Genomic DNA, 22,470 nt, shown 5'->3' on the forward strand with positions numbered 1-22,470 from the left:
CGGTGGGGGCGGGCGGCCTGGGCGACCTCGCGATCCGCTATGGCTACGAGCGCTACGAGACCCGGGTGATGTTCGAGGTGATCGTCATCCTGATCGCGCTGGTGTCGATCGTGCAGTTCACCGGCGAGTGGCTGTCGCGCCGCGCCGACCACAAGCGGTGAACGATGCGAGCCGCGCGCGTGACATCATCCGGTTCAGCGCAAGGGCGCTTGCGGCATGGCGGCCAGGGACTGCGTCGCCAGCTTCTCCTGCTCGCCGGCCAGCCGGTTGACGGCGTCCTGATGCTGATGAAAGCGCGCCAGATCGGCGTCGCGGCCGAACATCAGCTCGTCGCGGTCCGCGTACCAGAACTGCCGGTTGTCATCGAGCAGCGTGATCATCATCCCGAACTCGTGCAGGATCTGCGTTTCCAGGTCCCAGACGCGCGCCAGCTTTTCGGTGCTGGCCGCCCGCGAGTCCTGCAGCGCCTTCAGGATCTTGTCCTTTTCCGGCTCGGCGATGGTCAGCGAACGCACCAGCGCCGGCATGCCGTTCAAGACTTCCATGCTTTGTTCGCGGTACCCCGGCACAAGCTTTTCGGCCTGTTCCAGGATCAGGCGGCTTTCGATCAGGCCCGAGTCGCGCGCCAAGCGCCGGGCGTCGAACAGCTTGGGCAGGCCGATTTCCTTGAGTTCCTGCAGGTAGGCGCGATGCTGCGCCAGCCGTTTGCCCGCGATGGTCTTCATGGCCCGTTCCATTTCGCCGTACGGGCCGGTGGCTTTGGGGAAGGGGTCGATGGCGGGCACGTCTTCGGGCGCGCCACTGCCGCCGCCGGCCTGCAGGCGCAGCGCGTCGATGGCCTTGCGGATTTCGGTGTTGGCGATGTCGCGCTGGCGGTTGTCGTGGTTGCGCTCGGCCAGCGGCCCGGCCACGGCGGCCAGCAGGCACACCCCCGAGCCCAGCATGATGCGCAAGCGGTTGCGCGGCGTGCGAAAGCGGGTCCAGAGCGAAAAGACGCTCAGGACGACAAACAGCACGAGGCCCAGAAGAATGGCCCCGCCGAAGGCCAGCTTGGCCACGTCCAGCATGGTGGCGGGCCGGCTGCTGTAGACCGCCCACGCCAGCACCCCGGAATAGACCAGACAGGTGGCGGCCTTGAGCAGCCAGCCGGGTTGGGGCGGTGTCGCGGGGGGAACCGCCGGGCCGGCGGCCGTGGCGGGCGCTTGCGGGTCGTTCATGTCGCGCACGAAAACGGGGATACGGCGTTTGACTGTAAAGACTCGCTTCGGCCCCGTCAATGCCGCGGGCTGGCGGCAATTTCCGATTTCCAGGCAGGCGCGATGCGCCCCTGCACCCACCCATGACAGGAGTGAACACCATGACCGACCACGCGCAGCAGGGTTTTGCGACTCGCGCCATCCACCTGGGCTACGATCCGCTGGACGAACAGGGCGCGCTGTCGCCGCCGCTGTATCTGACGTCCACCTACACGCAGGACAGCATCGAGGCCTTCGACCGGATCCGGCTCGGCGAGGCCCAAGGCTATGTCTACGGCCGGACGCGTAATCCGACACAGGCGCTGCTGGAAGAGCGGCTGGCATCGCTGGAAGGCGCCGAGGCCGGCGTGGTCACGGCGTCGGGCATGGCGGCCATTTCGGCCACCCTGTTCTCGCTGCTGCAAAGCGGGGACGAGATCGTGGTCGACCAGATCGTCTATGGCACGGCCTTCACGCTGTTCACGCAGGGGCTGTCCCGATTCGGCGTGCGCGCCGTATTCGCGGATTTCACCCAGCCGCAGTCCGTGGCCGCGGCCATCGGCCCCAAGACCCGGGCGGTGTACTTCGAGACGCCCGCCAACCCGAATCTGCGCCTGGTAGACATTGCGGCCATCTCGGCCATCGCGCGTGGCAAGGGGCTGCTGACCATCGTCGACAACACCTTCGCCACGCCGGTGCTGCAGCGGCCGCTTGAGCACGGTGCGGACATCGTGCTGCATTCGGCCACCAAGTACCTGGGCGGGCACGGCGACCTGCTGGCGGGCGCGGTGGTGGGCCGCAAGCAGCACATCGACGCCATCCGGCTGCAAGGCCTGCGCTATTTCACGGGCGCGACGCTGTCGCCGTTCACGGCGTTCCTGGTGCTGCGCGGGATCAAGACGCTGGAGCTGCGGGTGCAGCGCCATAGCGAGTCCGCGCTGAAGGTGGCCAAGCTGCTGCGCGAGCATCCGGCGGTGGCCGACGTGTTCTATCCGGGCCTGTCCGGCACGGCGGGCGCCGACATTGCGCAACGCCAGCAGGCGGCGGGCGGCGGGCTGGTGGCTTTTGAGCTGAAGGGTGGCCTTGCGGCGGGAAAGACGCTGCTGAACAGCCTGAAGCTGGCGCGCATCGCGGTCAGCCTGGGCGATCCCGAGACGCTGATCCAGCATCCGGCGTCGATGACGCATGCCAGCTACTCGGCCGAGGACCGCGAACGCTATGGGCTGTCGGAAGGCCTGCTGCGGCTGTCGGTCGGGCTGGAAACGCCGGCGGACATTCTGGCGGATCTCAAACAGGGACTGGATCGCGTGTAGCCGGGGCCGGGCATCGGATCTGCTGTCGAGGACAGCAATCAACGAGACGCAAAGGGCGGCAAACACGACGTCGAGGGGGCGGCGATCAGGCCGGCGATGACGGCTGTTCCTCGGAAACGTCGCGCCGCCATGCCACCCATTCGCCTTCGCCTTCGTAATGGCGCAGCCCCCGCGCGGCGGTCGCCAGTCCTGCCCGCAGCACGTCCATGTCGAGTCCCGGCATGTTGCGAAGCAGGGCGGGCGGCAGGTCGTTGATATCCAGCACGCGCTCGTCGAACTCCATCCGCATCAGCCCGCCGTCTTCGTTGGCCACGCGAACGAACCACAGGCTTTCCATGTAGTCGCCAAACCAGGGATCCGGATAGATCGCCTGGGTGAACGCGAAGCCGAACTCATGCACGTCGCGCCAGGGCCAGAACTGCTGCAATCCCATGGCGCGTGCCAGCTCGCCCGACCGCGTGAGGCCGGCGTCATCAAAGCGCACGATTTCCTGCAAGGGATCTTCGGCCGGTGGCGGACCGGCAAACCATCGCTTGATGCGTGACCACATGGCGTCGCGAATGAGGGGATGAGGGACGTGCAGTGTAATGGGGCCGGGTTCGTGAAAAAATGTTACAACCGTTGATCCCCATCAACGCGGCGTGCCGTGGCGCACGTTAGGGTTTGACGTTTGCGCAGCAAGGACAGGACCAATGACCGACAAGACATCGCCAGCCCCCGATCAAGACGCCCCGCCGGCGCCCGCCAAGCGGTCCAGCAGCGGCCAAGGCGCCGCCAAGCGTACGGCAAGCACGCGCCGCGCGCCCGTCACGCGCGCCGCCAAGGGTGTGGCGAAGCCGGCCGGCGTTGCAGGGGCCGCCATCGACCCCGCCGTTGAACCGGCCCTTGAATTGCGCAAGCGCGTGGCCGCGCGGCAGGACGCGGCGCGGCAGGAGACCGCGGCGGTGCTGGCCGATATCGCCAGCCGCTACACCATCGGCAATCCCGGCGAGGCGCACGCGGCGCTGCGCACCGTCATCGACGCGCTGTCGCCCGACGACGCGCAGGCGGTGCATCGTGCGCTGCTGGAAGCCAACCGTCAGACCCCGGGCGCGCGCCGCAATCCCGACGACGAGCTGGCCGGAGATTGGCGCGAGGGCGTCTATCCGTATCGTCACCGCATGCTGCGGCGCAATTACGAAAAGCAGAAGTACAAGCTGCAGGTCGAACTGCTGAAGCTGCAGGCGTGGGTCAAGGCCACCGGCCAGCGCGTCGTGATCCTGTTCGAGGGGCGCGACGCCGCGGGCAAGGGCGGCACGATCAAGCGCATGATGGAACACCTGAATCCGCGCGGCGCGCGCGTGGTCGCACTGGAAAAACCGTCCGATACCGAAAAGGGCCAGTGGTACTTCCAGCGTTACGTGCAACACCTGCCGACCGCCGGCGAGATCGTCATGTTTGATCGCTCCTGGTACAACCGCGCCGGCGTCGAACGCGTGATGGGCTTTTGCTCGCAGGACGAATACCTGGCGTTCCTGCGCCAGACGCCAGATTTCGAGCGCCATCTGGTCAGCAGCGGCATCACGCTGATCAAGCTGTGGTTTTCGGTCAGCCAGGAAGAACAGCGCAGCCGCTTCCAGCAACGCAAGGTGCATCCGCTCAAGCAATGGAAGCTGAGCCCGGTCGATCTGGCGTCGCTGGACAAGTGGGACGACTACACGCGCGCCAAGGAAGCCATGTTTGCCCACACCGACACCGCCGACGCGCCGTGGATCGTGGTCAAGTCCGACTGCAAGAAGCGCGCCCGTCTGAACGCCATGCGTTATGTGCTGAGCCGCCTGCCTTACGAGGGCAAGAGCGACGACCCGCAGATGGCGATCGACTCGCTGATCGTTGGCCGGGCGCTGTAAGGCTTCAGCCGCCCAGCGCAGCCAGGTTCAACACGTGGCTGCGTCCAATCCACACCGCGCAGTCGCGGTGGTCGCGCAGCGAATGGCCGGTGTTCGGGTGCATGAAGACATCCAGCGCTCCGTGGTTCAGCGTGAGCCACGTGGCGATCTCGGCCAGGTGCTGCGGGTCAAAGGCAATCTGGTAGCTCCATTGCGGATGCGGGCCCACGGGGCGCTCATGGAAGCGCCCCATTTCCATCTTGCCGTCAAACGTCGCGACAATCCGTTCGCACAGGGCGAACGCGGTGTCGCGGCTTGCCGCGTCGAAGTACACATGGGCATGCCAGCTCGCGACGTCCGTCACGGAAATTTCCATTGTTCTGTCCTGATACCTGATACGGTTCAGCCGCCCGCGCGCTTGGCGCGGTGGCCCTGTTTCGTCAGCGCCTCGAGGATGCGGTCGCAGTGGTCGCCCTGCACCTCGATCACGCCGTCCTTGACGGTGCCGCCCGAACCGCACGCGGTCCGCAGCTGCTTGCCCAGCGCGTTCAAGGCGTCGGGCGCCAGCGCCAGTCCGCGCACCAGCGTCACGCTCTTGCCGCCGCGGCCCTTGGTTTCACGCGAGACCCGCGCCACGCCGTCACCTGCCGGGACTTTCGCGGCCGCCGCCTTGCATTGACATTGCGCGAGGGGCTGACGGCATTGCGGGCACATGCGCCCGGTTTCGGTGGAATAGACCAGGCCGCCGGTTGCGCCGCGCTTCATCAGGATTTGCCCCGCATCTGGTCGATGAGACGGCGGTCACGCTTGGTGGGGCGCCCCGCTTCGATGCCCAGTGCCGGCTCCGGCGCGAGGCGGCGCATTTCGGCGGCGCGTTCGCGGGCGGCCACGCTTTCGGGCGTCTCTTCGTACAGTTGGCGCGCAACCGGGGCAGGCCCGCGCACGCCGCTGACGGCCACGACGCGCACCTGCACGGCGGGGTCTTCCTTGCGTACCGTGATCATATCGCCCGCGCCGACCTCGCGCGCGGGCTTGGCGGGCTGTCCGTTCACGAACACGCGGCCCTTGCCGATTTCATCCGAAGCCAGGCTGCGCGTCTTGTAGAAGCGCGCCGCCCAAAGCCATTTGTCGAGCCGGATCTTGTCCATCCTGCGGGTTCCTGCGGTAAAGCTAGTCAAGGCGTCATGATAGCGCCGCCCGGAGACCGGAAGCGCCGGCGGGCATGGCATGCACCCGCGCGCGCGTCGCCAACCGTTGCCGCAATGGCGACCGCGCAGGGCAAAAAAAAAAAAGCGGCGCCCCGAAGAGCGCCGCAAACCGGCTACGCGGTGTCCGGGCCGTGGGGCCCGGCAGTACTCAATCCAGCTTCAATCCAGCTTCCTTCACGACGCGCTGCCACTTCTCGATTTCGGCGCGGCGGAACGTGTCCAGTTCGGCGGGTGTGGAGCCGATGGGCTCGGCGCCGATGCCGGCAAGCTGCTCGGCAATCGTGGGATCCTTAAGCACCTTGGCCAGCGCCTGCGAGACCTGCTCGACGATGGCGGGCGGCGTGCCGGCCGGGGCGAACACGGCGTTCCATTCGTAGGTCTCGTAGCCCGGCACGCCCGACTCGGCGATGGTGGGCAATTCGGGCGCGGTCTTGGAGCGTTCCAGCCCGCCGACGGCCACGGCGCGCAGCTTGCCGTTCTTCACGTGCTGCCAGGCCGAGCCCATGCTTGCGAACATGACGGGGACCTGGCCCGACATCACGTCGATCATGGCCGGGCCGCCGCCCTTGTACGCGACGTGCTGCAACTGCGTCTTGGCCAGCAGGTTGAACAGTTCACCCGCCAGGTGCTGGGCGGAGCCGGGGCCGGCCGACGCGAAGTACACCGGCTCCTTGGCATCGGGCTGACCGAGCTTGATCAGGTCGCCGACCGACTTCACTTCATACGACGGCGTCACGACCAGCACGTTGGGCACGCGCAGCAGCAGCGACACGGGCGCGAAGGCCGACAGCGTGTCGAACTGCATCTTGCTGTGCAGCGCGGGGTTCTGCGCGTGGTTGGAAGCGTCCAGCATCAGCGTGTAGCCGTCGGGCTGGGCCTTGGCGACGACCGCGCCGCCGATCATGCCGCCGGCGCCGCCGCGGTTTTCGATGACGACGGGCTGGCCGAGTTCGGCCGCGAGCTTCGGGCCGATCAGGCGGGCGACCACGTCCACGGTGCCGCCGGGCGGGTAGGTCACGACCAGCGTGACGGCGCGTTCGGGGTAGGCGGCGTGCGCGGCGCCGGCAGCGCCAGCCAGCAGGCCGGCGGCGGCGAACAGCGCGCTACGGTGCGCCAGGCGTTTGAACAGAGGGGTCATGGAGCGTCTCCTTGGAATTGGAATAGCCGCAACGGCGTGTCGGCGAGTACGGTGCGCCGTTGCGCGGGGTCGTCGATCCAGGCGTCCAGCCACTGCGTCGCGGCGGGATAGGACGCCAGGTGGCGATGTTCGGTATGGGGCCAGTCGCTGCCCCACATCAGGCGTTCAGGGGTGTAGGCGTCCAGCAATTGCTGCGTGGCCAGACGGCCGGCCGCGGCGCAGGCCGGCGCCGCCCAGTTGCGGTACGGCGCGGCCAGCTTGACCCAGATCCGGCCGCTGTCCGCCTGGCGCAGCAGGTATTGGAAGCCTGCGTCCAGGACGCCGAGCGCGGGATCCGGGCGGCCGAAATGGTCTACCACGATGCGGCAGCCGGCCGCCAGCAAGGCCGGCAACACGCCGTCCAGGCGCGCGGCTTGCAAGTGCACTTCAACGTGCCAGTTCAGGGCATTGACGCGGGCCAGCAGCACCTGCCACGCCAGCGTCTGCAGCGCGGGCGTGTCCAGGCCGAAAAGGTTCAGACGGATGCCGACCACGCCGGCGTCGGCCAGGGCCTGCAGTTCGGATTCGCTGGCATCCTGCGCCACGACGGCCACGCCGCGCAGGCGGGCGGGGGCGGCACGCAGCGCCTCGACCAGATGGCTGTTGTCCGTGCCCAGGAAACTGGGCTGCACCAGGACGCCGTGGGTCAAGCCGTGCGCGTCCAGCAGCCCCAGGTACTCGGCCAGCGTGGCGTCGTAGTCGGGCGTGTGACGGCGCGGGTTGGCCAAGGCGAGGCCTTGGTGAAACACGTGGGCGTGGGTGTCGACGGCGGCGCCTGGAATCGGCGAGGGCAAAGCGGTCTCCTCATGCGGCGCACCGCTCTCTCGGAACGGCGACGCGCTATGTAGTGTTCTGTAAGTCGGGATTCTAGGAAGTCGGGGTATAGTTTTCCATTCTGGAAAGGCGCATTAAATATATTGGAACGATATGGAAACCCGGCATCTGCGGTACTTCCTGGCAGTGGTTGACCACGGCAGCGTGAGCCGCGCCTCGGACTGGCTGGGCATCGCGCAGCCGGCGCTGAGCCAGGCGTTGACGCGCATGGAAAAAGACCTGGGCGTGCGCCTGTTCGAGCGGTCGCGGCAGGGCACGACGCCCACGCCCGCCGCGCAGGCCATCCTGGAGGACGTGCGCGCCAGCGTCGCCCGCATTGATGCGGCGGCCCGGCGCGCCAGGGAGATCGGGCGGGGCAGCGCGGGCCAGTTGACGGTGGGACTCGTGTCCTCGGCGCTCTTTGACACCTTGCCCCGCGCGCTGCGACAGATGCGCAAGCAGGCGCCCGGCGTGCGCATCATCCTGCGTGAAATGAGCAACGCCCAACAGGCCGAGGCTTTGCAGACCGGCGACATCGACATCGGCCTGATGCACACGCCCGTCGCCGTCGGCGGCCGCATGCGAGAGCGCCAGCTGTTGCGCGACCGGCTGGTGGCCGCCGTGCCCGACGAATTCGAGGTCGATGCCGACGGCCAGGTGTCGATGGCGCAGATCGCGCAGGCCGGCCTGGTGATGTACCCGCAGACGCAACTGCCGGCATTTTATGCGGCCATCCTGGATGCCATGCGCAAGGGCGGCCACGATGCGCACGTGAACCAGGAGGCGAGCCTCACGCTGACGGTGCTGTCGTGCGTGGCGGGCGGTTGTGGCGTGGCCTTGCTGCCCAGCTGGATCCGGTCCATGGGATTTCGGGGCGTCCGCTTTTGCGAAGTGCGCGATGGCGAGCGTCTGCCCAGCTTCGACTTGAGCGCGATCTGGCCGGCGCGCAGCGTGCCGACGCTGGCGGATCTGTTCGCCAATCTGGATCTCAGATCCGAATAAGAGCGTCACGGCTTTCAACGGCCCTTCAACGTCCTTCAATCAGGCTTAAGCGACGCTTAAAACCGCGTTTTTGCCGGAACTGCCGTCGATCCCGCCGTCTAACCAGGAACGTCTTTGCGAGGTTCCGGGCTCATGGATCTGAATTGGCAGCAGCAACTCGCGGAAAGCGCCCTGTGGCTCGTGCGCGCATTCGGCATCTCCGCCGTCGCGCTGGCGCTGGTCACGCTCGTACTGACCCGCACCACCGTCTGGGGCCGCAAATTCTGGCGGCTGGCCTGGCCGTATCTCACGCCGCGCCGCAGTTGGCGTCCGATGCTGACGCTGGCGCTGCTGCTGTTCCTGGCGATGTTCGCGGTGCGCATGACCGTGCTGTTCTCGTTTTGGTACAACGGCTTCTACAGCGCCCTGCAGGCGCTGGATCAGGCCGTCTTCTGGCACTTTCTGGGCATTTTCGCCGTGCTGGCCACCGTGCATGTGGTGCGCAGCCTGGCCGACAGCTATGTGGGGCAGGCCTTCGACATCCATTGGCGCGTCTGGCTGAATGATCGGCTGACGCGCGACTGGCTGGGCGCGGGCGCCTACTACCGCGGACACTTCCTGGCCGAACCCGTCGACAACCCCGACCAGCGGATCGAGCAGGACATTGCGCAGTTCGTGACGGGCTCGCGCACGCTGGCCATCGGCGCGCTGAGCGCGATCGTGTCGCTGGTGGCCTTCACGTCGATCCTGTGGGGGTTGTCAGGTCCGTTGACACTCGGCGGCGTCGATATCCCGCGCGCCATGGTGTTCGTGGTGTACCTGTACGTCATCGTCGCCACGTGGCTGGCCTTCAAGATCGGGCGTCCGCTCATCAAGCTGAACTTCCTGTCCGAGCGTCTGACCGCCAACTTCCGTTATGCGCTGGTGCGCCTGCGCGAGAACGCCGAGAACGTCGCGTTCTACCAGGGCGAGGAAGTCGAGCGCGCGACCCTGTGGACCCGCTTCACGTCCTACATCGCCAATCTCTGGCAGCGCGTGTACCGGGGCTTGAAGTTCGACGGCTTCAACCTGTCGGTCAGCCAGATCGCGGTGGTGTTTCCGTTCATCCTGCAGGCGCCGCGTTTCTTCAGCGGGGCAATCAAACTGGGCGATGTCATGCAGACGTCGCAGGCGTTCGGGCAGGTCCAGGAATCGCTGTCGTTCTTTCGCAGTTCGTACGACACGTTCGCGCAGTACCGCGCCACGCTGGATCGTCTGAACGGATTCCTGGACGCCAACGAGGCCGCGCGCGCGCTGCCGCAGGTGCAGACGCAAGCCCTGCCGGATGGGCTGCAGATCGAAGGCCTGAACGTGTCGCGCCCGGATGGCGCGCGTCTTCTGGAAAACCTGAACCTGCGCTTGCATCCCGGTCAGGCCCTGCTGATCAAGGGGCCGTCGGGTAGCGGCAAGACGACCTTGCTGCGCGCGCTGGCGGGCCTGTGGCCGTATGCCAGCGGCGAGGTGCGGCGGCCGCAAGGCGAGTCCGCGTTGTTCCTGTCGCAGCGGCCTTATCTGCCGCTGGGCGACCTGCGCGGCGCGGTGGCGTATCCGGGACTGGCGCAGCCGGCCGACGACGCGCGCCTGGCCGACGCGCTCAGGCAGGTCAACCTGGGGCATCTGGCCAGCCGGCTCGACGAGGTGCACGACTGGTCGCGCGTGTTGTCGCTGGGCGAGCAGCAGCGCATCGCGTTTGCGCGCGTGCTGTACAACCGGCCGGCGCTGGTGTTTCTGGACGAGGCCACTTCGGCCACGGACGAAGGACTGGAACACATGCTGTACAGCCTGCTGCGCGACGCGTTGCCGGACAGCATGCTGGTCAGCGTGGGCCATCGCAGCACGCTGGATGCTTTCCATACGCAGCGGCTGGATCTGGATGGAGCGGGCCATTGGAAGGTCGGCCCGATGCCGGCGTCGCGCCACGGCGAGGCGTTGCGCAGGGCGGCGGCCTGAGGGACTGCGCTGCACATGCAAAAGACCGCACGTAGCGGCCTTTTGCACGTCTTGCCGAAAATCAGGTCCCTACGCGCAGCGGTCCGGTCAGCTTGCGCAGCGCGGCAATCACGCTTTGCGCGGTGATGCGGCCGGTCTTGGGATTGGCGGAGGGAATGTTCTGGATTTCCACCGAGAACGAGGCGGAATCCGACACGACCTCGACGCGATGCACGTTGCGTTCGAGTGAGGGATCTGCCCAGATTTCCAGCGTGGTGCGGTCCGGGCCGATGCCCGCCAGCGACACGCTGACGGCCACGTTGAGGTTGGCCGGAAAGCCCACGGCGGCCTCGCGCGGCGAGCCGCGGAAGATCAGGCGCGGTTCGGTGATGCCTTCGATGTCGATGTTGTTTTCGGTAAGGTAGGGCGCGCCGAGCAGGCCGCGCACCGGTTTGCGGGTGATCATCGTGACCGAGTGGATGACGCCTTCCGCGGCGGCGGTGATGGCGTCCAGCCCAAGAATGGCGCCCGACGGCACGATGACCTGGCCACCATGCTGGCCCGCGATGCCGATCAGGTCTTCGTGACGCAGCAACGCGCCCGAACTGAGCACCACCATCTTCTTGCCGGCACGCAGCACGGGTTCGGCGATGTCGCGGAACACGGCAGCGGGCGCGCATTCCACCACCACATCGCAGTGCTCGGTAAGCCCGCCGATGGTGGTGAACGTGGGCGCGCCGTTCTTCCAGTCGAAGGCGGGCGGGGCGTTGGGATCGCGCACCGCGACGGCGGCGAGGGTCAGGCCGGGCAGGCCCGCATCCAGGGATTGCGCCACGGCCTGGCCGATGGCGCCGAAGCCGGCGATGCCGACGCGGAAGCTGTTCATGGGTATCCGGAGTGTTGGGCCAACGGCGGGACCGCAGGCGGTTCGGGAATGCGGCGCAAAGGCCGTGCCGCAAGACTGCCGGCCACTGTAGCCACGGCATCGCGACGCGTCAATGCGGGATGCCCGCAAGGCTGGGGAGACGTGTGCGCAGGGCCGTGGGTCACGTCGCCCGCAACGCGCCACATGTTGCCGGCGCGGTGTCGCTGCGAGGGCATCTACGACAGCGCGAATTCCTCGCCGTCGTAGTGGCTGGCAATCTCGATCTCGCCGGACGCCAGGCGCCCAGACCAGGCGTCCAGCTCGCGCCGCTCGTAGGCAGTGACGTCTGCGCCCAGCACCAGCCGCAACGAGGCCGCAGCCTCCAGGCCGAAACGTGTGATGCGTCCCACGGCCAGCGCGCCCGCGGCGTGGTCCGCGGCCGCGCGCTCCACGCACAGGCCGGAGTCCGCGAGCGCCGATGCCAGATAGACCTCCGGATCGCGGGCCACCCAATCCAGCACGTTGCCGATCTGCCAGATGCCGGCCTCGCGGCAGGCGCGCGTGACGCCGTCGCGGCCGCCATCCATCATCGCGAACAGCACGCGGGCGCGTTGTGCGGCGAGCGCACGTGTCCAGGCCTCACCCAGGTCGGGGTCGTGCTGATTGCCGCAAAAACCCGTAAGCGGATCCCGGCCGGTCACGCGGCGCACGCCGTCGGCAAAGGCGGCGCGGCCCTTCAGACCGGGCCGGACGCGCTCGCCGGAGAGGTGTGCGGGGCGGCCATCCGCGGGGCGACCATCCGCGGGGCGGCCACCCGCGACCAGGCCGCCCGCGCCGTCTCCCTCCGCCCGCAAGCCGGCCAGAATCCCGGCAAGAAACGCGGAATGCTCCTGCAGAATCTCATAGCTCGCGACGTTGGCCGCCGTATGACTGCCTTGGGTGATGGCGAACTGCATGCGCGGAAAATGCGGCGCCACCTCGGCCACGGGCACGTCGCCCTGGCCGCCGTGCACGATCACCAGATCCGGGTTGCCGTTGCACAACTGCGCAAGGCGCTCGGCACGCGCGGCCGGATCAGTGGCCGCGACCCATTCCTCGTGCAGCGCATGGCCCGCACGCGCCGCGCGCTCGGCGCCCTGCAATGCCGCCTCGTTGAAGCCGCCCCGGCCGGGAAAGCCGAACAGCACGAGCAGACGGCGGGCGCTCACAGGCTGGCTCCCGTCGCGCGCACCACCGGCCCCCAGCTATCGGCCTGCCGGCGCACGAAATCGGTGAACTCCGCCGGCGTCTTCTGCGCCAGCACGAAGCCCTGGCCCTCGAGCTTGGCCCGAATGTCCGGATTGTCCAGCACGGATCCGACCTCCGCGTGCAGCCGCACGGCCACCGCGTCTGGCAGGCCCGCGGGGGCGGAGAGCCCGATGAAGTTTTCCGCGACCAGGCCCGGATAGCCCAGTTCGCCCACCGAAGCGATGCTGGGCGCCTGCGGCACGCGCTCCTGCGTGGTGACGGCCAACAGACGCAGTTGCCCTGAACGCAGGAAGGGCAGGTTCTGCGGCAGGGCATCCACCGCCACGCGGATCTGTCCGCCCAGCAGATCGTTGCGCATGGCGCCGGAGCCCTTGTACGGGATGTGCTGCAGCGGCGCGCCCGTCTGCCGCGAATACAGCTCGCCCACGATCTGCCCCACGGACGCCAGCCCGCCGCTTCCGTATTGCACCGGCTGGTCCTGCGCCTTGATCCAGGCGGTCAGCTCGGCAAGGCTGGACACCGGCACGGACGGGTGCACGACAAACACCGTGGGCACCGCGCCCAGGTAGGCGACATGGCGGAAGCTTGCCAGCGCGTCGTACCCGCCCTGCGGCATCAGCGCCGGCGAGATCGACAGGGGCGCCGAGTTCGACATCAGCAACGTGTAGCCGTCGGCGGGCGACTGTGCGACAAGATTTGCGCCGATGGTCGAGCCCGCGCCCGGCTTGTTTTCGATGACGATGGACTGACCCAGCCGTTCGGCCAGCACGGGCGCAATGATGCGCGCGGCGATGTCGCTCGCGCCACCGGGCGGGAACGTGACGACAAGACGGATGGGACGCGCGGGCCAGTCTGACGCGCGCGCCAGGCGAGGCCGAGCCAGCGGCAGCGCCAGCGTGCTGGCAAGCAGGAATTTGCGTCGGGAGATCGGCATGGCGAAAGCTTCTGTCGTGCGGCCGCATGGCGGCAAAGGCGCACACTGTAAGAAGCGGGGCGGCGGCTGACAAAGAATTTGTAGCCGTTTGCTTATGCCGTCCTGGTAGCCGAAGCGATAGCAGGCGTGAAGCCTGTCGCCACCGTTGCCGATGCACGTTCCGCGATGGACGCGGCGAGAGCATCGGCGATCCGGGTAAGAACGATCAACTGCCCTTGTGCGCGCTCGCCATGTAGTCGACCGTCAGGTTCGACAGCGCGCGCACGCCGTTGATGAGCCCCGACTCGTCAACGTGAAAGCGCGGCGAATGGTTCGGTGCGGCCTTGTCGACATCCGTTCCCTTGGGCGTTACGCCCAGGTAGAAGAACATGCCGGGCACCTTCTCCTGATAGAACGAAAAGTCCTCGGACGCCGTCGACTTGGGTTGCAAGCCATAGTTGCCTTCGCCCGCCACGCGCCGCAGCGTGGGACCCATCTGCTCGGCCAGCGCCGGCGGATTGACGGTGGCGTTGTAAAGCTCGACGACTCGCACGTCCGCCTTGGCGCCCGCGCTTTGCGCGATCATGTCCGCGGTGCGCGCGATGCGTTGATGGATGTCCTTCTTCATGCCTTCGTCGTATGTCCGGATGGTGCCGGTCATCGCAACGCTGTCGGGCACGATGTTCATGCGGTTGCCGCCGTGGATGGCGCCCACCGTGATCACCGCCGGTTCCAGCATGCTGTTGATCTGTCGGCTGGGAATGGTCTGCAAACCCAGGATGATCTGCGAGCTGACCACGATGGGGTCGATCCCGGACCACGGGCGCGCGCCGTGCGTCTGCTTGCCGGTCACGTCGATCCAGAACTGGTCGGCGGCGGCCATTGCGGGACCTGCGCGCCATGCCAGCCAGCCGGCCGGGTAAGCGCTGGACACGTGCAGACCGAAGATCGCGTCGACCTTGGGATTGTCCAGCACGCCTTCCTGCACCATCATCTTCGCGCCCCAGACCTTCTTGCCGTCGGGCTCGAAGTCCGCGGGGCTTTCCTCGGCGGGCTGGAAGATGAACTTGACCGTGCCGGGCAGCTCGTCCTTCATGCCGGCCAGCACTTCGGCGGCCGCCATCAGGATCGCCGTGTGCGCATCGTGGCCGCACGCGTGCATGACGTCGACTTCCTTGCCGAGGTACGTGCCCTTGGCCTTGGACGCGAACGGCACGTCTACCTGTTCTTTGACGGGCAGGGCGTCCATGTCCGCGCGCAGCGCCACCACGGGCCCCGGCTTGCCGCCCTTGAGGACCGCGACCACGCCGGTGCCCGCAACGCCGGTCTTCACGTCCATGCCCAGCGCGCGCAGATGATCGGCGACCAGTTTGGACGTGCGGTGTTCCTGGTTGCCGAGCTCCGGATGCTGATGGATGTCGCGGCGCCACGCGATAAGCTTGTCTTCGATGGCCTTGGCGCGTTCGTCAATCTGCGCGGCCAGCGCGGCGTTGGCGGCGGGTTGCACCGTGCCTTGCGTGCCGGGCGCGCCTTGCGCGGCCGCCGGGCCGGAAAAGATCAGGTGGGCGGCCAGCGCCAAGGGCGCCAGACGGAACAGGGAATTGCGTTGCGGCATGCTCTCCTCCTCGGGGTAGTTAACTTGTTATTGACAAGGATCTTACCCGAGCGCCCCAGCGCAAGGGGCCCTGTTTCCAGTGCTTACGTTGCGCGGAATTTACCGCGCGCCGGTGCTACTGCAGCTTGATGCCCAGCTCCTTGATCAGCGGTCCCATCTCGGCGCGATCGGCCTCGATGGTGGCCGCCAGTTCCTCGGGCGAACTGCCGATCGGAATCATGCCCAGCGTTTCCATCTGCGCTTTCATCGCAGGGTCTTTCAGGATGTCGGTCACCGCCTTCTGGATCTGCGCGACGCGGTCCTTGGGGATGCCGGCCGGTCCCATCAGGCCGATCCACGGCTGCGGTGCGTAGTCCAGTCCCGACTCCTTCAACGTGGGCGTGTCGGGCAGGCCGCCAAAGCGTTGCGGACTGGTGATTGCCAGCGCCCGCAGCCGTCCGCTGTCGATCAGGCCTTTCGAGCTGGACGGCGCGTCCAGGCCCACGTCGAGCTGCCCGCCGATCAGGTCATTCTGCGTTTTGCCCGACGAGGATGACGGCACGTACAGCGCCTTGATGCCGGCGCGCCGCGCCGTCTGTTCCCAGACCAGGTGAAACGCGGTGCCGATCGAGAACGAGCCCACGCTCAAGTTTCGCGTCTTGCTTTCGCGCACGAAGTCTTCCCAGGTCTTGAGGGGACTGTCCTTGGGCACGATGAAGATGAACGGCGTGCGCGCCACCAGCGAGATGGGCTGCAAGTCCTTTTGCGTGTCGAACGGCAGGCTGTCCACCGCAAACGGCACGATGGTCACGGACGACGCGACGACCATGCCGAGCGTGTAGCCGTCTGGCGCGGACTTGACCAGTGCGCCGGTGCTGATGATGCCCGAGGCGCCCGGCTTGTTTTCCACGACCACGGGCTGGCCCCAGGCCGCGCCGAGTTTGCTGGCGAGGACGCGCAGCATGACGTCGACCGGACCGCCGGGCGGATTGGACACGATGATCTTGACCGGCTTGTCGGGATAGGCGGCGGTGGCGGCAAGCGGCAGGGCAAGCGCGAGCGCGAGGAAGGTTTGCTTGAACATGGAATTCCCCTTGTGTTGTTGGTATGCGGGGCGCGGCGGCAAGGCCGGCGCCTGTCGTGTGGCGTAGCGGGCTCAGGCCAGGATCTGCATGTGTGGCGCTTGCGGCCAATCCGGCGCATCGCCGCGGATGAACGCCAGCCATGCGGTCTGCGTCTGGCGCGCCAGTTGCTCGCCCTGCGCGGCAGGTAGTCCTGCCAACATCGGGGCATCGGCAAATGCCTGCAGCGTGTCGAACACGAACGGCAATTCAATGCAGTGACAGGCGCCGAAGCGGTCCGTCGGCGCGACGTCAAAGCGCGCCAGCCAGGCGTTGCGGCCTTGGGCCACGGCCTGCCGGGCCCAAAGCCGGGAGGGCGCGCCGAACACGGCGTCGCCCATCTCCTGGCTGGCGGCGTCGGTGCCGTGGTCCGGGAACGCGGCCATTTCGTCGCGCGTGTAGCAGACCAGTACGTCCGCGCGGCCCGCGGCGGTCAAGAGCGCCGGGGCGATCTCTTTCGGCAGCACCTGGCCGTCCAGCACCGGCGAGAACAGGCTGCGGCTGCTGCCTTCGGCCCGCAGGGCCTGCACGACCTCGGGCGCCTGCTGCGCCGCCAGCAACGCGGACACCGGCAGCCCGCGCGCCACCGAAAGCGAGTCGGCGCCGGCCGCGCGCAGAAAGACCTGACCCAGCGCGTCGGCCTGCTGGGCGCTGCGAAAGCCGCGGCCCAGCGCGGCGCTTTGCAGGATGGCGCGGGAGAAGCGCGGCTGGCGCGCCAGCATGGCGCAGATCGACGAGGCGCCTGCCGATTGGCCCATGACTGTGATGCGCGCCGGATCGCCGCCCAGATCCTGGATGTGGTCCAGCACCCAGTCGATCGCCAGTTCCTGATCCAGCAAGCCGACGTTGGCCGTTTGCCCGGGCACGTACAGCCAGCCCAGCGCGGCCAGCCGGTAGCTGACGGCCACGACCACTACGTCGCCGCGTTCGGCCAGGCGGGCGCCGTCGTACCAGTCGAGCGCGCCGCCGCCGCTTTGCCAGGCGCCGCCGTGCAGCCACACGACGACGGGGCGGCGCTTGCCGTCCGCCGCCGGCGTCCAGATCGTCAGGTGCAGGCAGTCTTCGGATTGTTCGGCGTCAAAATCGCCCATGGCGCCGCGCAGGCGCGAGGGCAACTGCGGCGGGACGGGGCCGGTACCCGTAGCGTCGAATTCGCCGCGAATGTCCGCCGGTTGCGGCGGTGCAAAGCGCAGTTCGCCCACGGGCGCCTGCGCATACGGAATGGCGCCATAGCGGCACACGCCGCCGTCGCGCACGCCAACCAGCGTGCCAGTGCGCAGCGCCGCCTTCACGCGTTCACTCATATTCCTGCCCCTTGTATCGTTGTTCATCGTCCAGCGGCGGCAATCTGTGCTGCCGCCGGACTAATGGTAGGGAGGAAAGTGCCGCGCCGGGCATTCCGGTTTTGAACATAGCCATGCGCAACTCGCATGGCTGGATGGGGGCTGTCCGGACCGTGGCGACCCGGATCCCGCCATCGGAACCTTCCGCTATTTGGCGATGCGTGCGTCCAGGCTGTTGTCCGCCAGCGCCTGCGCCTGCTCGCGCGTCATGCCCAGGTGTTCGTGGAGCGCGTGGAAATTCTCGGTGACATAGCCGCCGAAGTAGGCGGGATCGTCGGAGTTGACCGTGACCTTCACCCCGGCATCCAGCAGCGACAGGATGTTGTGCTCGCGCATGTGATTGAAAACGCGCAGCCGGGTGTTGGACAGCGGACAGACGGTCAGCGGAATCTGCTCGTCGATCAGGCGCGCGATCAACTTCGGGTCTTCGGCGGCGCGCACGCCGTGGTCGATACGCAGCACCTTCAGCAGGTCCAGCGCCTCCCAGATGTATTCGGGCGGGCCCTCTTCGCCCGCATGCGCCACGGCCGGCAGGCCTTCGGCGCGCGCACGGTCGAACACCCGCTGGAAGAGGCGCGGCGGAAAGCCTTGTTCGCTGCTGTCCAGGCCCACGGCGATGAAGGCGTCGCGATACGGCAATGCCTGCTCCAGCGTACGCATCGCCTGTTCTTCGGGCAGATGGCGCAGGAAGCTCAGGATCAGCCCGCTGGTCACGCCCAGTTGCTTGCGGCCGTCAGCCAGCGCCTGGCTGATGCCGTTCAGCACGGTTTCAAACGGCACGCCGCGGTCGGTGTGGGTTTGCGGATCGAAGAAGGGCTCGGTGTGCACCACGTTCTGCTCGTGGCATTTGAGCAGGTAGGCCCATGTCAGGTCGTAGAAGTCCTGCTCGGTGCGCAGGACGTCCGCGCCCATGTAGTACAGGTCCAGGAATTCCTGCAGGTTGTTGTAGTTGTAGGCGCCGCGCAGGGCGTCGATATCGGGCCAGGGCAGCGCCACGCCGTTGCGCTGCGCCAGCTTGAAGAGCAGCTCGGGTTCGAGCGTGCCCTCCAGATGCAGGTGCAATTCCGCCTTGGGCAATGCGTTGAGCCAGTCGTACATGGGTGCTCCGGTATGAATGAGGTGCGTGTTCGGGATGCGGCGCGCGGTTCATGCGGCCAGCGCGATGCCATCGGCCTGGATGGTGCGTTCGAGCTGGGCGGCGAAGGCGCGCGCCTGACGGGTGCTGGGGCGGTCGCGGCGCCAGATGGCGGCAAGGGGCGACCTGCGCAGGGCGGGACGGGCCGGCAGCACGGCGAGTTCGCCGCGCGCCTGCCGGACGGCTGCGACGCTGCCGGGCAGCATCCACAGGTAGTGTCCGTCCACGAGTAATTCGCGGCCGAATTCCAGCGACAGGACGCCGATCATATCCGGAATCGCCAGACCGGCCTGGCGCAGGGACAATTCCAGCTCGCCGCGGATGCGGCTGCCGGGCAGGGCGGTGATCCACGGATAGGCCACATAATCGGCCAGCGTGGCCTGCGGCAGGCGCGTCAGCGGATGGTGCGTGGCGCAGGCCAGCACCACCGGATCCTCCAGCAGGGTGGTCGACCGGTAGATCTCCGGATTCACGGTGGACGAGAAACGGCTGATCAACACGTCCAGCGCGCCGGCGTCCAGGTCCTCGATCAGCCGTTCGTGCGTGCCGATCTCGATGGTGAGCGTGATGCGCGGATGCGCCTCGCGGTAGTCGCGCGCGGCCTGCGCCACCGGCCAGCCCGCAAACATGGAAAAGCAGCCCACGGTCAGGCTGCCTTCTTCACCGCGCGAGACGGCGGCCAGGTCGACCTCGGCCTTGCGAAAACCGGTCAGCAACTGCCGCGCGTGGCGGCACATGGCGTCGCCCAGCGGCGTGCAGGTCGTGCCCTTTGCCGTGCGCTCGAACAGCCGCGCACCCACCAGCTCCTCGATCTCGGCGATCGCGCGGGACAGGCCCGATTGCGTGCTGTGCAACTGCGCCGCCGCCTTGGACAGGTTGCCCAATTCGGAGACGGTCAGCACGATCTCAAGGTGCCGGATGCGAAGTTTGCCTCGGAACGGTGTCATGGCGCAGGGGAGCGGAAGCGATTTGCCGATTATTCTCCCGCGCCGGGCGCTTGGCAACGCAGTGCGGGATTCGGGATATAGTTCGACGCCTGCATGGGCTTCGGCTTGCAACGGGAGAGCGGCATTGACTTTGAAGGAGCGGGGCGGCTGGTGTGCTGCGCAATGCGTCACCCAGCGTGAACGCTGGCCTAACGCCAAACGCGCCGGCGTCCTCGCAACGATCACCTTGCTGGCCGCGGCGCTGGCCGGCTGCACCGCGTCGCGCGTGGACGAGGTCGCCGTGAGGTGGCCGTCCTTCAAAGACAACACGCAAGTCCTGTTGCCGTCGGATCCGGCGCAATGTCCCGACCTGACCGGCACTTATCGCGCCCAGGGCGAACGCCGCGCGGGCGATGCCGACGCTGTCCTGCTCGAAGACCTGCGTGGATTTTTGCTTTACCCCTTGGACCTGCCGGGCATGCGCGATGCGCCGCTTCCGGCGTGGAAGCCGTCATCCCGCTCAACCGTTTCGTTCGTGGCTGATGCGCGCGGTTGGCAGATCGAGACGCGTGATGGGCAAGGTGCGCACGAGGCCGCGCTACTTGCCGTCCACGACGACGGCGCCAGCTCCATGGCCTCGGGCGGCGAGCCCATGCGCCCCGGCAACACGATCTGGCGCGCTGCCGGTTGCACGCAGGGCCGGCTATGGATCAGCGTGCGGCATGATTGGCGCCAGCATGAATCCATGGGTGTGCGGCGTCATGTTGCCGTTCTGCGCAAGGACGCAGGCGGGCTGCTGCTGACGGTGCAACGCGAGTCCGACAGCATCGGAATGCTGCTGCCCTGGTACACCAATCGCGGCGATTTGTTCCAATACTGGTTTGCGCCCGCCACCAATCATCCCTGAATTCCGCGGGCGCGAGCCTGCCTTCACCGAGACCGAGAAAAACATGACCGCCAAACGGCTTTTCACCTGGACCTTCTTTTTTGCGCTATTCGTGGTGCTGGTCGCGATGTTCTGGCGCCAGCTGTTCATACAAACCCCGCCGTCGCTGCGCGAGCTGGGCGGCACCATCGAGGGCGGCAACGCCCACATCTATGGCGAATCGCCGCGCCAGGACGGCATGGCCGAACGGGCGATGCTGGCCGCCGCGCAACGCGGCGAGCCGGGCGCCCAATACATGCAGGGCCTCGTCATGGAGCACTTCGACATGAAGGAAGCGCTGCGCTGGTACGAGGCCGCCGCGGCCCAGGGTTATGAACTGGCGGTGCAGCGCCTGGCGCAATTGCGCGACGCGCCGCAGGCTGCGCAATAACGGCACGCAAACAACGCCGCGCAATGGCCCCGCGCCAGTAATGCCGCTCACGCCTCGTCGCGCAATGGCAGACCTGCCTTGAACGCACCCGCATCCCACGCCCGCTTCGTGACCGGCCCGCTCGGCGGGCACGTGCTCGAGATGATCCTGACCGGCTGGGCCAGCATGCTGGCCGTCTTCGCCGTGGAGTTCCTGTCGCTGCTTTACCTGGGCACGCTCGAGGACGAAGCCGTATTGGGCGCGGTGGGCTTCGGGTCCATGACGCAATTCACCATCACGTCCGTCTGCATCGGCGTCACGGTGGGCGGCGCGGCGCTGGTCTCGCGTGCGCTTGGCGCCCAGGACGCCGGCCGGGCGCGCACGCTTGCGGGCGCGTCGCTGATCCTGATGGCCGCCGCCGCGGTGGCGGCGGGTGCGGTGTTTCTGGCGGCGATCGGCCCGTTCACCGCCGCCATTGGCCTGGCCGAAGACGTGCGCGACCATTTGCTGTCGTATGTGCTCATCACCACGCCGTTCGCGGTGGTCATGGGTATCGGAATGATGCTGTCGAATCTGCTGCGCGCGGCCGGCCAGGGTCGGCAGTCGATGTGGGTGCTGCTGGCCGGCACCGGCACGGTCGCCGTGCTCGACCCCATCGTCATCTTCGTGCTGGACGGCGGCATGGAGGGCATTGCCTGGGCTGGCGGGGTGGGGCGCGTCGCCACCGTGGTGCTGGGCGCCTGGCTGGTGTTCCGCAAGCACCGGCTGGTGACCTGGCCGCCCGCGCGGGAACTACGAGAGCACCTGGGCGCCATCGGCAATATCGCCTTGCCTGCGGCGCTGACCACCCTGGCCACGCCGGCGGCGGTCATCTTTACCGTCTCTACCTATTCCAGCTTCGGTCCGAGCGTGCTGGCGGGCGCCACGGTGGTCGACCGGCTGCTGCAACTGGCCTATTCGCTGTTCTTCGTGCTGCCCGGCGCCATCGGCCCGATCCTCGGGCAGAACCTGGGGGCCGGCCACTGGGACCGCGTGAAGGCCACCGTGGCGCTTACGACGCGCTGGGCGTTGCTGTATGGGTTCTCGGCGGCTGTCGCGCTGGCGGTGCTGGCGCCGTGGATGCCGGATGTCTTCCGGGTCACGGGGCCCGGGCGCGACCTGATCGTCTTCTTCTGCCGCGTCGGCAGCTTTGCGTGGGCGCTAAACAGCCTGTTCTTCGTCGCGATCTCGGTGTTCAACAACCTGGGATACGCCACGTATTCCACCGCTATCGGCTGGCTGCGCGCCACGGTGGGCACCATACCCTTCGTGTGGCTGGGCGCGCACCTGGGCGGGCCCGAGGGCGTGATGCTGGGGCAGATGGGCGGCTTTGCGATTTTCAGCCTGATTGCGATGTGGCTGTGCCGGCGCGTGCTGCGCGCGCCACCGGCGGGATTCCAGCACGGCGCGGCGGCCTAGCAGGGGGGG

The 22,470-nt window shown here is 67.7% G+C and carries 22 protein-coding genes and 1 pseudogene; 8 read left to right on the forward strand and 15 right to left on the reverse strand.

The annotated features are described in order from the left end of the window. Nucleotides 1–161 (forward strand): annotated as a pseudogene (locus MHZ91_RS27025) (ABC transporter permease); the annotation flags it as partial. Between the two features lie 33 nt (nt 162–194). Here the strand turns inward: MHZ91_RS27025 and MHZ91_RS27030 are convergent. Beyond that, a complete protein-coding gene (locus MHZ91_RS27030) occupies nt 195–1,217 on the reverse strand; it encodes a hypothetical protein (protein WP_239216469.1) in 1,023 nt (340 codons plus the stop codon). A 140-nt stretch (nt 1,218–1,357) separates the two neighbouring features. Here MHZ91_RS27030 and MHZ91_RS27035 point away from each other — a divergent pair, with 140 nt between their 5' ends. Next, nucleotides 1,358–2,548, forward strand: coding sequence for a PLP-dependent aspartate aminotransferase family protein (locus MHZ91_RS27035; protein WP_175138130.1), 1,191 nt, complete (start codon nt 1,358–1,360; stop codon nt 2,546–2,548). 85 nt (nt 2,549–2,633) lie between these two features. On the opposite strand, the gene MHZ91_RS27040 is transcribed toward MHZ91_RS27035, so the two are convergent. After that, a complete protein-coding gene (locus MHZ91_RS27040) occupies nt 2,634–3,098 on the reverse strand; it encodes a hypothetical protein (RefSeq protein WP_239216470.1) in 465 nt (154 codons plus the stop codon). A 142-nt stretch (nt 3,099–3,240) separates the two neighbouring features. Between MHZ91_RS27040 and ppk2 the strand changes: the two genes are divergently transcribed. Then, nucleotides 3,241–4,437: a polyphosphate kinase 2 gene (gene ppk2 / locus MHZ91_RS27045; RefSeq protein ID WP_239216471.1), complete on the forward strand. Its 1,197-nt coding sequence runs from the start codon at nt 3,241–3,243 to the stop codon at nt 4,435–4,437. A 4-nt stretch (nt 4,438–4,441) separates the two neighbouring features. On the opposite strand, the gene MHZ91_RS27050 is transcribed toward ppk2, so the two are convergent. From MHZ91_RS27050 to MHZ91_RS27070, 5 genes are all read right to left on the reverse strand, one after another. Next, nucleotides 4,442–4,792 (reverse strand): DOPA 4,5-dioxygenase family protein, encoded by a 351-nt coding sequence (locus MHZ91_RS27050; protein ID WP_239216472.1) that lies wholly within the window; start codon nt 4,790–4,792, stop codon nt 4,442–4,444. Between the two features lie 26 nt (nt 4,793–4,818). Then, nucleotides 4,819–5,181: a translation initiation factor Sui1 gene (locus tag MHZ91_RS27055; protein WP_239216473.1), complete on the reverse strand. Its 363-nt coding sequence runs from the start codon at nt 5,179–5,181 to the stop codon at nt 4,819–4,821. Then, nucleotides 5,181–5,564, reverse strand: coding sequence for an RNA-binding S4 domain-containing protein (locus MHZ91_RS27060; protein WP_239216474.1), 384 nt, complete (start codon nt 5,562–5,564; stop codon nt 5,181–5,183). The genes MHZ91_RS27055 and MHZ91_RS27060 overlap by 1 nt, the downstream gene beginning before the upstream one ends. A 208-nt stretch (nt 5,565–5,772) precedes the next feature. Beyond that, a complete protein-coding gene (locus MHZ91_RS27065) occupies nt 5,773–6,762 on the reverse strand; it encodes a tripartite tricarboxylate transporter substrate binding protein (RefSeq protein ID WP_175123575.1) in 990 nt (329 codons plus the stop codon). Next, nucleotides 6,759–7,595 carry an amidohydrolase gene (locus tag MHZ91_RS27070; protein ID WP_239216475.1) on the reverse strand — a complete coding sequence of 279 codons (837 nt, stop codon included), beginning with the start codon at nt 7,593–7,595 and terminating at the stop codon, nt 6,759–6,761. Before MHZ91_RS27070 ends, MHZ91_RS27065 begins: the two co-directional genes overlap by 4 nt. Before the next feature lie 133 nt (nt 7,596–7,728). Here MHZ91_RS27070 and MHZ91_RS27075 point away from each other — a divergent pair, with 133 nt between their 5' ends. Both MHZ91_RS27075 and MHZ91_RS27080 read left to right on the forward strand, forming a co-directional pair. Then, nucleotides 7,729–8,616, forward strand: coding sequence for a LysR family transcriptional regulator (locus tag MHZ91_RS27075; RefSeq protein ID WP_175123573.1), 888 nt, complete (start codon nt 7,729–7,731; stop codon nt 8,614–8,616). 132 nt (nt 8,617–8,748) lie between these two features. Next, nucleotides 8,749–10,584 carry an ABC transporter ATP-binding protein/permease gene (locus MHZ91_RS27080; RefSeq protein ID WP_239216476.1) on the forward strand — a complete coding sequence of 612 codons (1,836 nt, stop codon included), beginning with the start codon at nt 8,749–8,751 and terminating at the stop codon, nt 10,582–10,584. 61 nt (nt 10,585–10,645) lie between these two features. Here the strand turns inward: MHZ91_RS27080 and MHZ91_RS27085 are convergent, their stop codons facing one another. The 8 genes from MHZ91_RS27085 to MHZ91_RS27120 form a co-directional block, all read right to left on the reverse strand. Further along, a complete protein-coding gene (locus MHZ91_RS27085; protein WP_175183908.1) occupies nt 10,646–11,449 on the reverse strand; it encodes an aspartate dehydrogenase in 804 nt (267 codons plus the stop codon). Between the two features lie 215 nt (nt 11,450–11,664). Next, on the reverse strand, nt 11,665–12,636 hold the full coding sequence (locus MHZ91_RS27090) for a BMP family ABC transporter substrate-binding protein (RefSeq protein ID WP_239216477.1): 972 nt from the start codon (nt 12,634–12,636) through the stop codon (nt 11,665–11,667). Further along, nucleotides 12,633–13,610, reverse strand: a complete 978-nt coding sequence (locus tag MHZ91_RS27095; RefSeq protein ID WP_239216478.1) for a tripartite tricarboxylate transporter substrate binding protein — start codon at nt 13,608–13,610, stop codon at nt 12,633–12,635. Before MHZ91_RS27095 ends, MHZ91_RS27090 begins: the two co-directional genes overlap by 4 nt. A 205-nt stretch (nt 13,611–13,815) precedes the next feature. After that, nucleotides 13,816–15,204, reverse strand: a complete 1,389-nt coding sequence (locus MHZ91_RS27100; RefSeq protein ID WP_239216479.1) for an amidohydrolase — start codon at nt 15,202–15,204, stop codon at nt 13,816–13,818. A gap of 115 nt (nt 15,205–15,319) precedes the next feature. Next, nucleotides 15,320–16,267, reverse strand: a complete 948-nt coding sequence (locus tag MHZ91_RS27105; RefSeq protein WP_175123567.1) for a tripartite tricarboxylate transporter substrate binding protein — start codon at nt 16,265–16,267, stop codon at nt 15,320–15,322. 72 nt (nt 16,268–16,339) lie between these two features. Next, nucleotides 16,340–17,608: a carboxylesterase/lipase family protein gene (locus MHZ91_RS27110; protein ID WP_239216480.1), complete on the reverse strand. Its 1,269-nt coding sequence runs from the start codon at nt 17,606–17,608 to the stop codon at nt 16,340–16,342. A 186-nt stretch (nt 17,609–17,794) separates the two neighbouring features. Then, complete coding sequence (locus MHZ91_RS27115) at nt 17,795–18,745, reverse strand: adenosine deaminase (RefSeq protein WP_175138142.1); 951 nt, start codon at nt 18,743–18,745, stop codon at nt 17,795–17,797. A gap of 48 nt (nt 18,746–18,793) precedes the next feature. Then, nucleotides 18,794–19,729, reverse strand: coding sequence for a LysR family transcriptional regulator (locus tag MHZ91_RS27120; protein ID WP_175123564.1), 936 nt, complete (start codon nt 19,727–19,729; stop codon nt 18,794–18,796). Between the two features lie 124 nt (nt 19,730–19,853). On the opposite strand from MHZ91_RS27120, the gene MHZ91_RS27125 reads away from it, so the two are divergent. The 3 genes from MHZ91_RS27125 to MHZ91_RS27135 all read left to right on the forward strand — a co-directional run bounded on the left by MHZ91_RS27125 (nt 19,854) and on the right by MHZ91_RS27135 (nt 22,461). Further along, a complete protein-coding gene (locus tag MHZ91_RS27125; protein WP_239216481.1) occupies nt 19,854–20,615 on the forward strand; it encodes a hypothetical protein in 762 nt (253 codons plus the stop codon). A 43-nt stretch (nt 20,616–20,658) separates the two neighbouring features. Then, a complete protein-coding gene (locus MHZ91_RS27130; RefSeq protein ID WP_175138143.1) occupies nt 20,659–21,024 on the forward strand; it encodes a sel1 repeat family protein in 366 nt (121 codons plus the stop codon). Nucleotides 21,025–21,102: 78 nt separating this feature from the next. Continuing rightward, nucleotides 21,103–22,461: an MATE family efflux transporter gene (locus tag MHZ91_RS27135; protein ID WP_239216482.1), complete on the forward strand. Its 1,359-nt coding sequence runs from the start codon at nt 21,103–21,105 to the stop codon at nt 22,459–22,461. The last annotated feature ends 9 nt before the right edge of the window (nt 22,462–22,470 follow it).

This window comes from Achromobacter sp. ACRQX, from assembly GCF_022346505.1.
Lineage (GTDB): Bacteria > Pseudomonadota > Gammaproteobacteria > Burkholderiales > Burkholderiaceae_B > Achromobacter > Achromobacter animicus.

What these genes read in the sequence shown, in the direction of transcription:
- MHZ91_RS27030 (WP_239216469.1), bottom strand. Translation starts at nt 1,217, where the DNA reads ATGAACGACCCGCAAGCGCCCGCCACGGCCGCCGGCCCGGCGGTTCCC.
- MHZ91_RS27035 (WP_175138130.1), top strand. Translation starts at nt 1,358, where the DNA reads ATGACCGACCACGCGCAGCAGGGTTTTGCGACTCGCGCCATCCACCTG.
- MHZ91_RS27040 (WP_239216470.1), bottom strand. Translation starts at nt 3,098, where the DNA reads ATGTGGTCACGCATCAAGCGATGGTTTGCCGGTCCGCCACCGGCCGAA.
- ppk2 (WP_239216471.1), top strand. Translation starts at nt 3,241, where the DNA reads ATGACCGACAAGACATCGCCAGCCCCCGATCAAGACGCCCCGCCGGCG.
- MHZ91_RS27050 (WP_239216472.1), bottom strand. Translation starts at nt 4,792, where the DNA reads ATGGAAATTTCCGTGACGGACGTCGCGAGCTGGCATGCCCATGTGTAC.
- MHZ91_RS27055 (WP_239216473.1), bottom strand. Translation starts at nt 5,181, where the DNA reads ATGAAGCGCGGCGCAACCGGCGGCCTGGTCTATTCCACCGAAACCGGG.
- MHZ91_RS27060 (WP_239216474.1), bottom strand. Translation starts at nt 5,564, where the DNA reads ATGGACAAGATCCGGCTCGACAAATGGCTTTGGGCGGCGCGCTTCTAC.
- MHZ91_RS27065 (WP_175123575.1), bottom strand. Translation starts at nt 6,762, where the DNA reads ATGACCCCTCTGTTCAAACGCCTGGCGCACCGTAGCGCGCTGTTCGCC.
- MHZ91_RS27075 (WP_175123573.1), top strand. Translation starts at nt 7,729, where the DNA reads ATGGAAACCCGGCATCTGCGGTACTTCCTGGCAGTGGTTGACCACGGC.
- MHZ91_RS27080 (WP_239216476.1), top strand. Translation starts at nt 8,749, where the DNA reads ATGGATCTGAATTGGCAGCAGCAACTCGCGGAAAGCGCCCTGTGGCTC.
- MHZ91_RS27085 (WP_175183908.1), bottom strand. Translation starts at nt 11,449, where the DNA reads ATGAACAGCTTCCGCGTCGGCATCGCCGGCTTCGGCGCCATCGGCCAG.
- MHZ91_RS27095 (WP_239216478.1), bottom strand. Translation starts at nt 13,610, where the DNA reads ATGCCGATCTCCCGACGCAAATTCCTGCTTGCCAGCACGCTGGCGCTG.
- MHZ91_RS27100 (WP_239216479.1), bottom strand. Translation starts at nt 15,204, where the DNA reads ATGCCGCAACGCAATTCCCTGTTCCGTCTGGCGCCCTTGGCGCTGGCC.
- MHZ91_RS27105 (WP_175123567.1), bottom strand. Translation starts at nt 16,267, where the DNA reads ATGTTCAAGCAAACCTTCCTCGCGCTCGCGCTTGCCCTGCCGCTTGCC.
- MHZ91_RS27110 (WP_239216480.1), bottom strand. Translation starts at nt 17,608, where the DNA reads ATGAGTGAACGCGTGAAGGCGGCGCTGCGCACTGGCACGCTGGTTGGC.
- MHZ91_RS27115 (WP_175138142.1), bottom strand. Translation starts at nt 18,745, where the DNA reads ATGTACGACTGGCTCAACGCATTGCCCAAGGCGGAATTGCACCTGCAT.
- MHZ91_RS27120 (WP_175123564.1), bottom strand. Translation starts at nt 19,729, where the DNA reads ATGACACCGTTCCGAGGCAAACTTCGCATCCGGCACCTTGAGATCGTG.
- MHZ91_RS27130 (WP_175138143.1), top strand. Translation starts at nt 20,659, where the DNA reads ATGACCGCCAAACGGCTTTTCACCTGGACCTTCTTTTTTGCGCTATTC.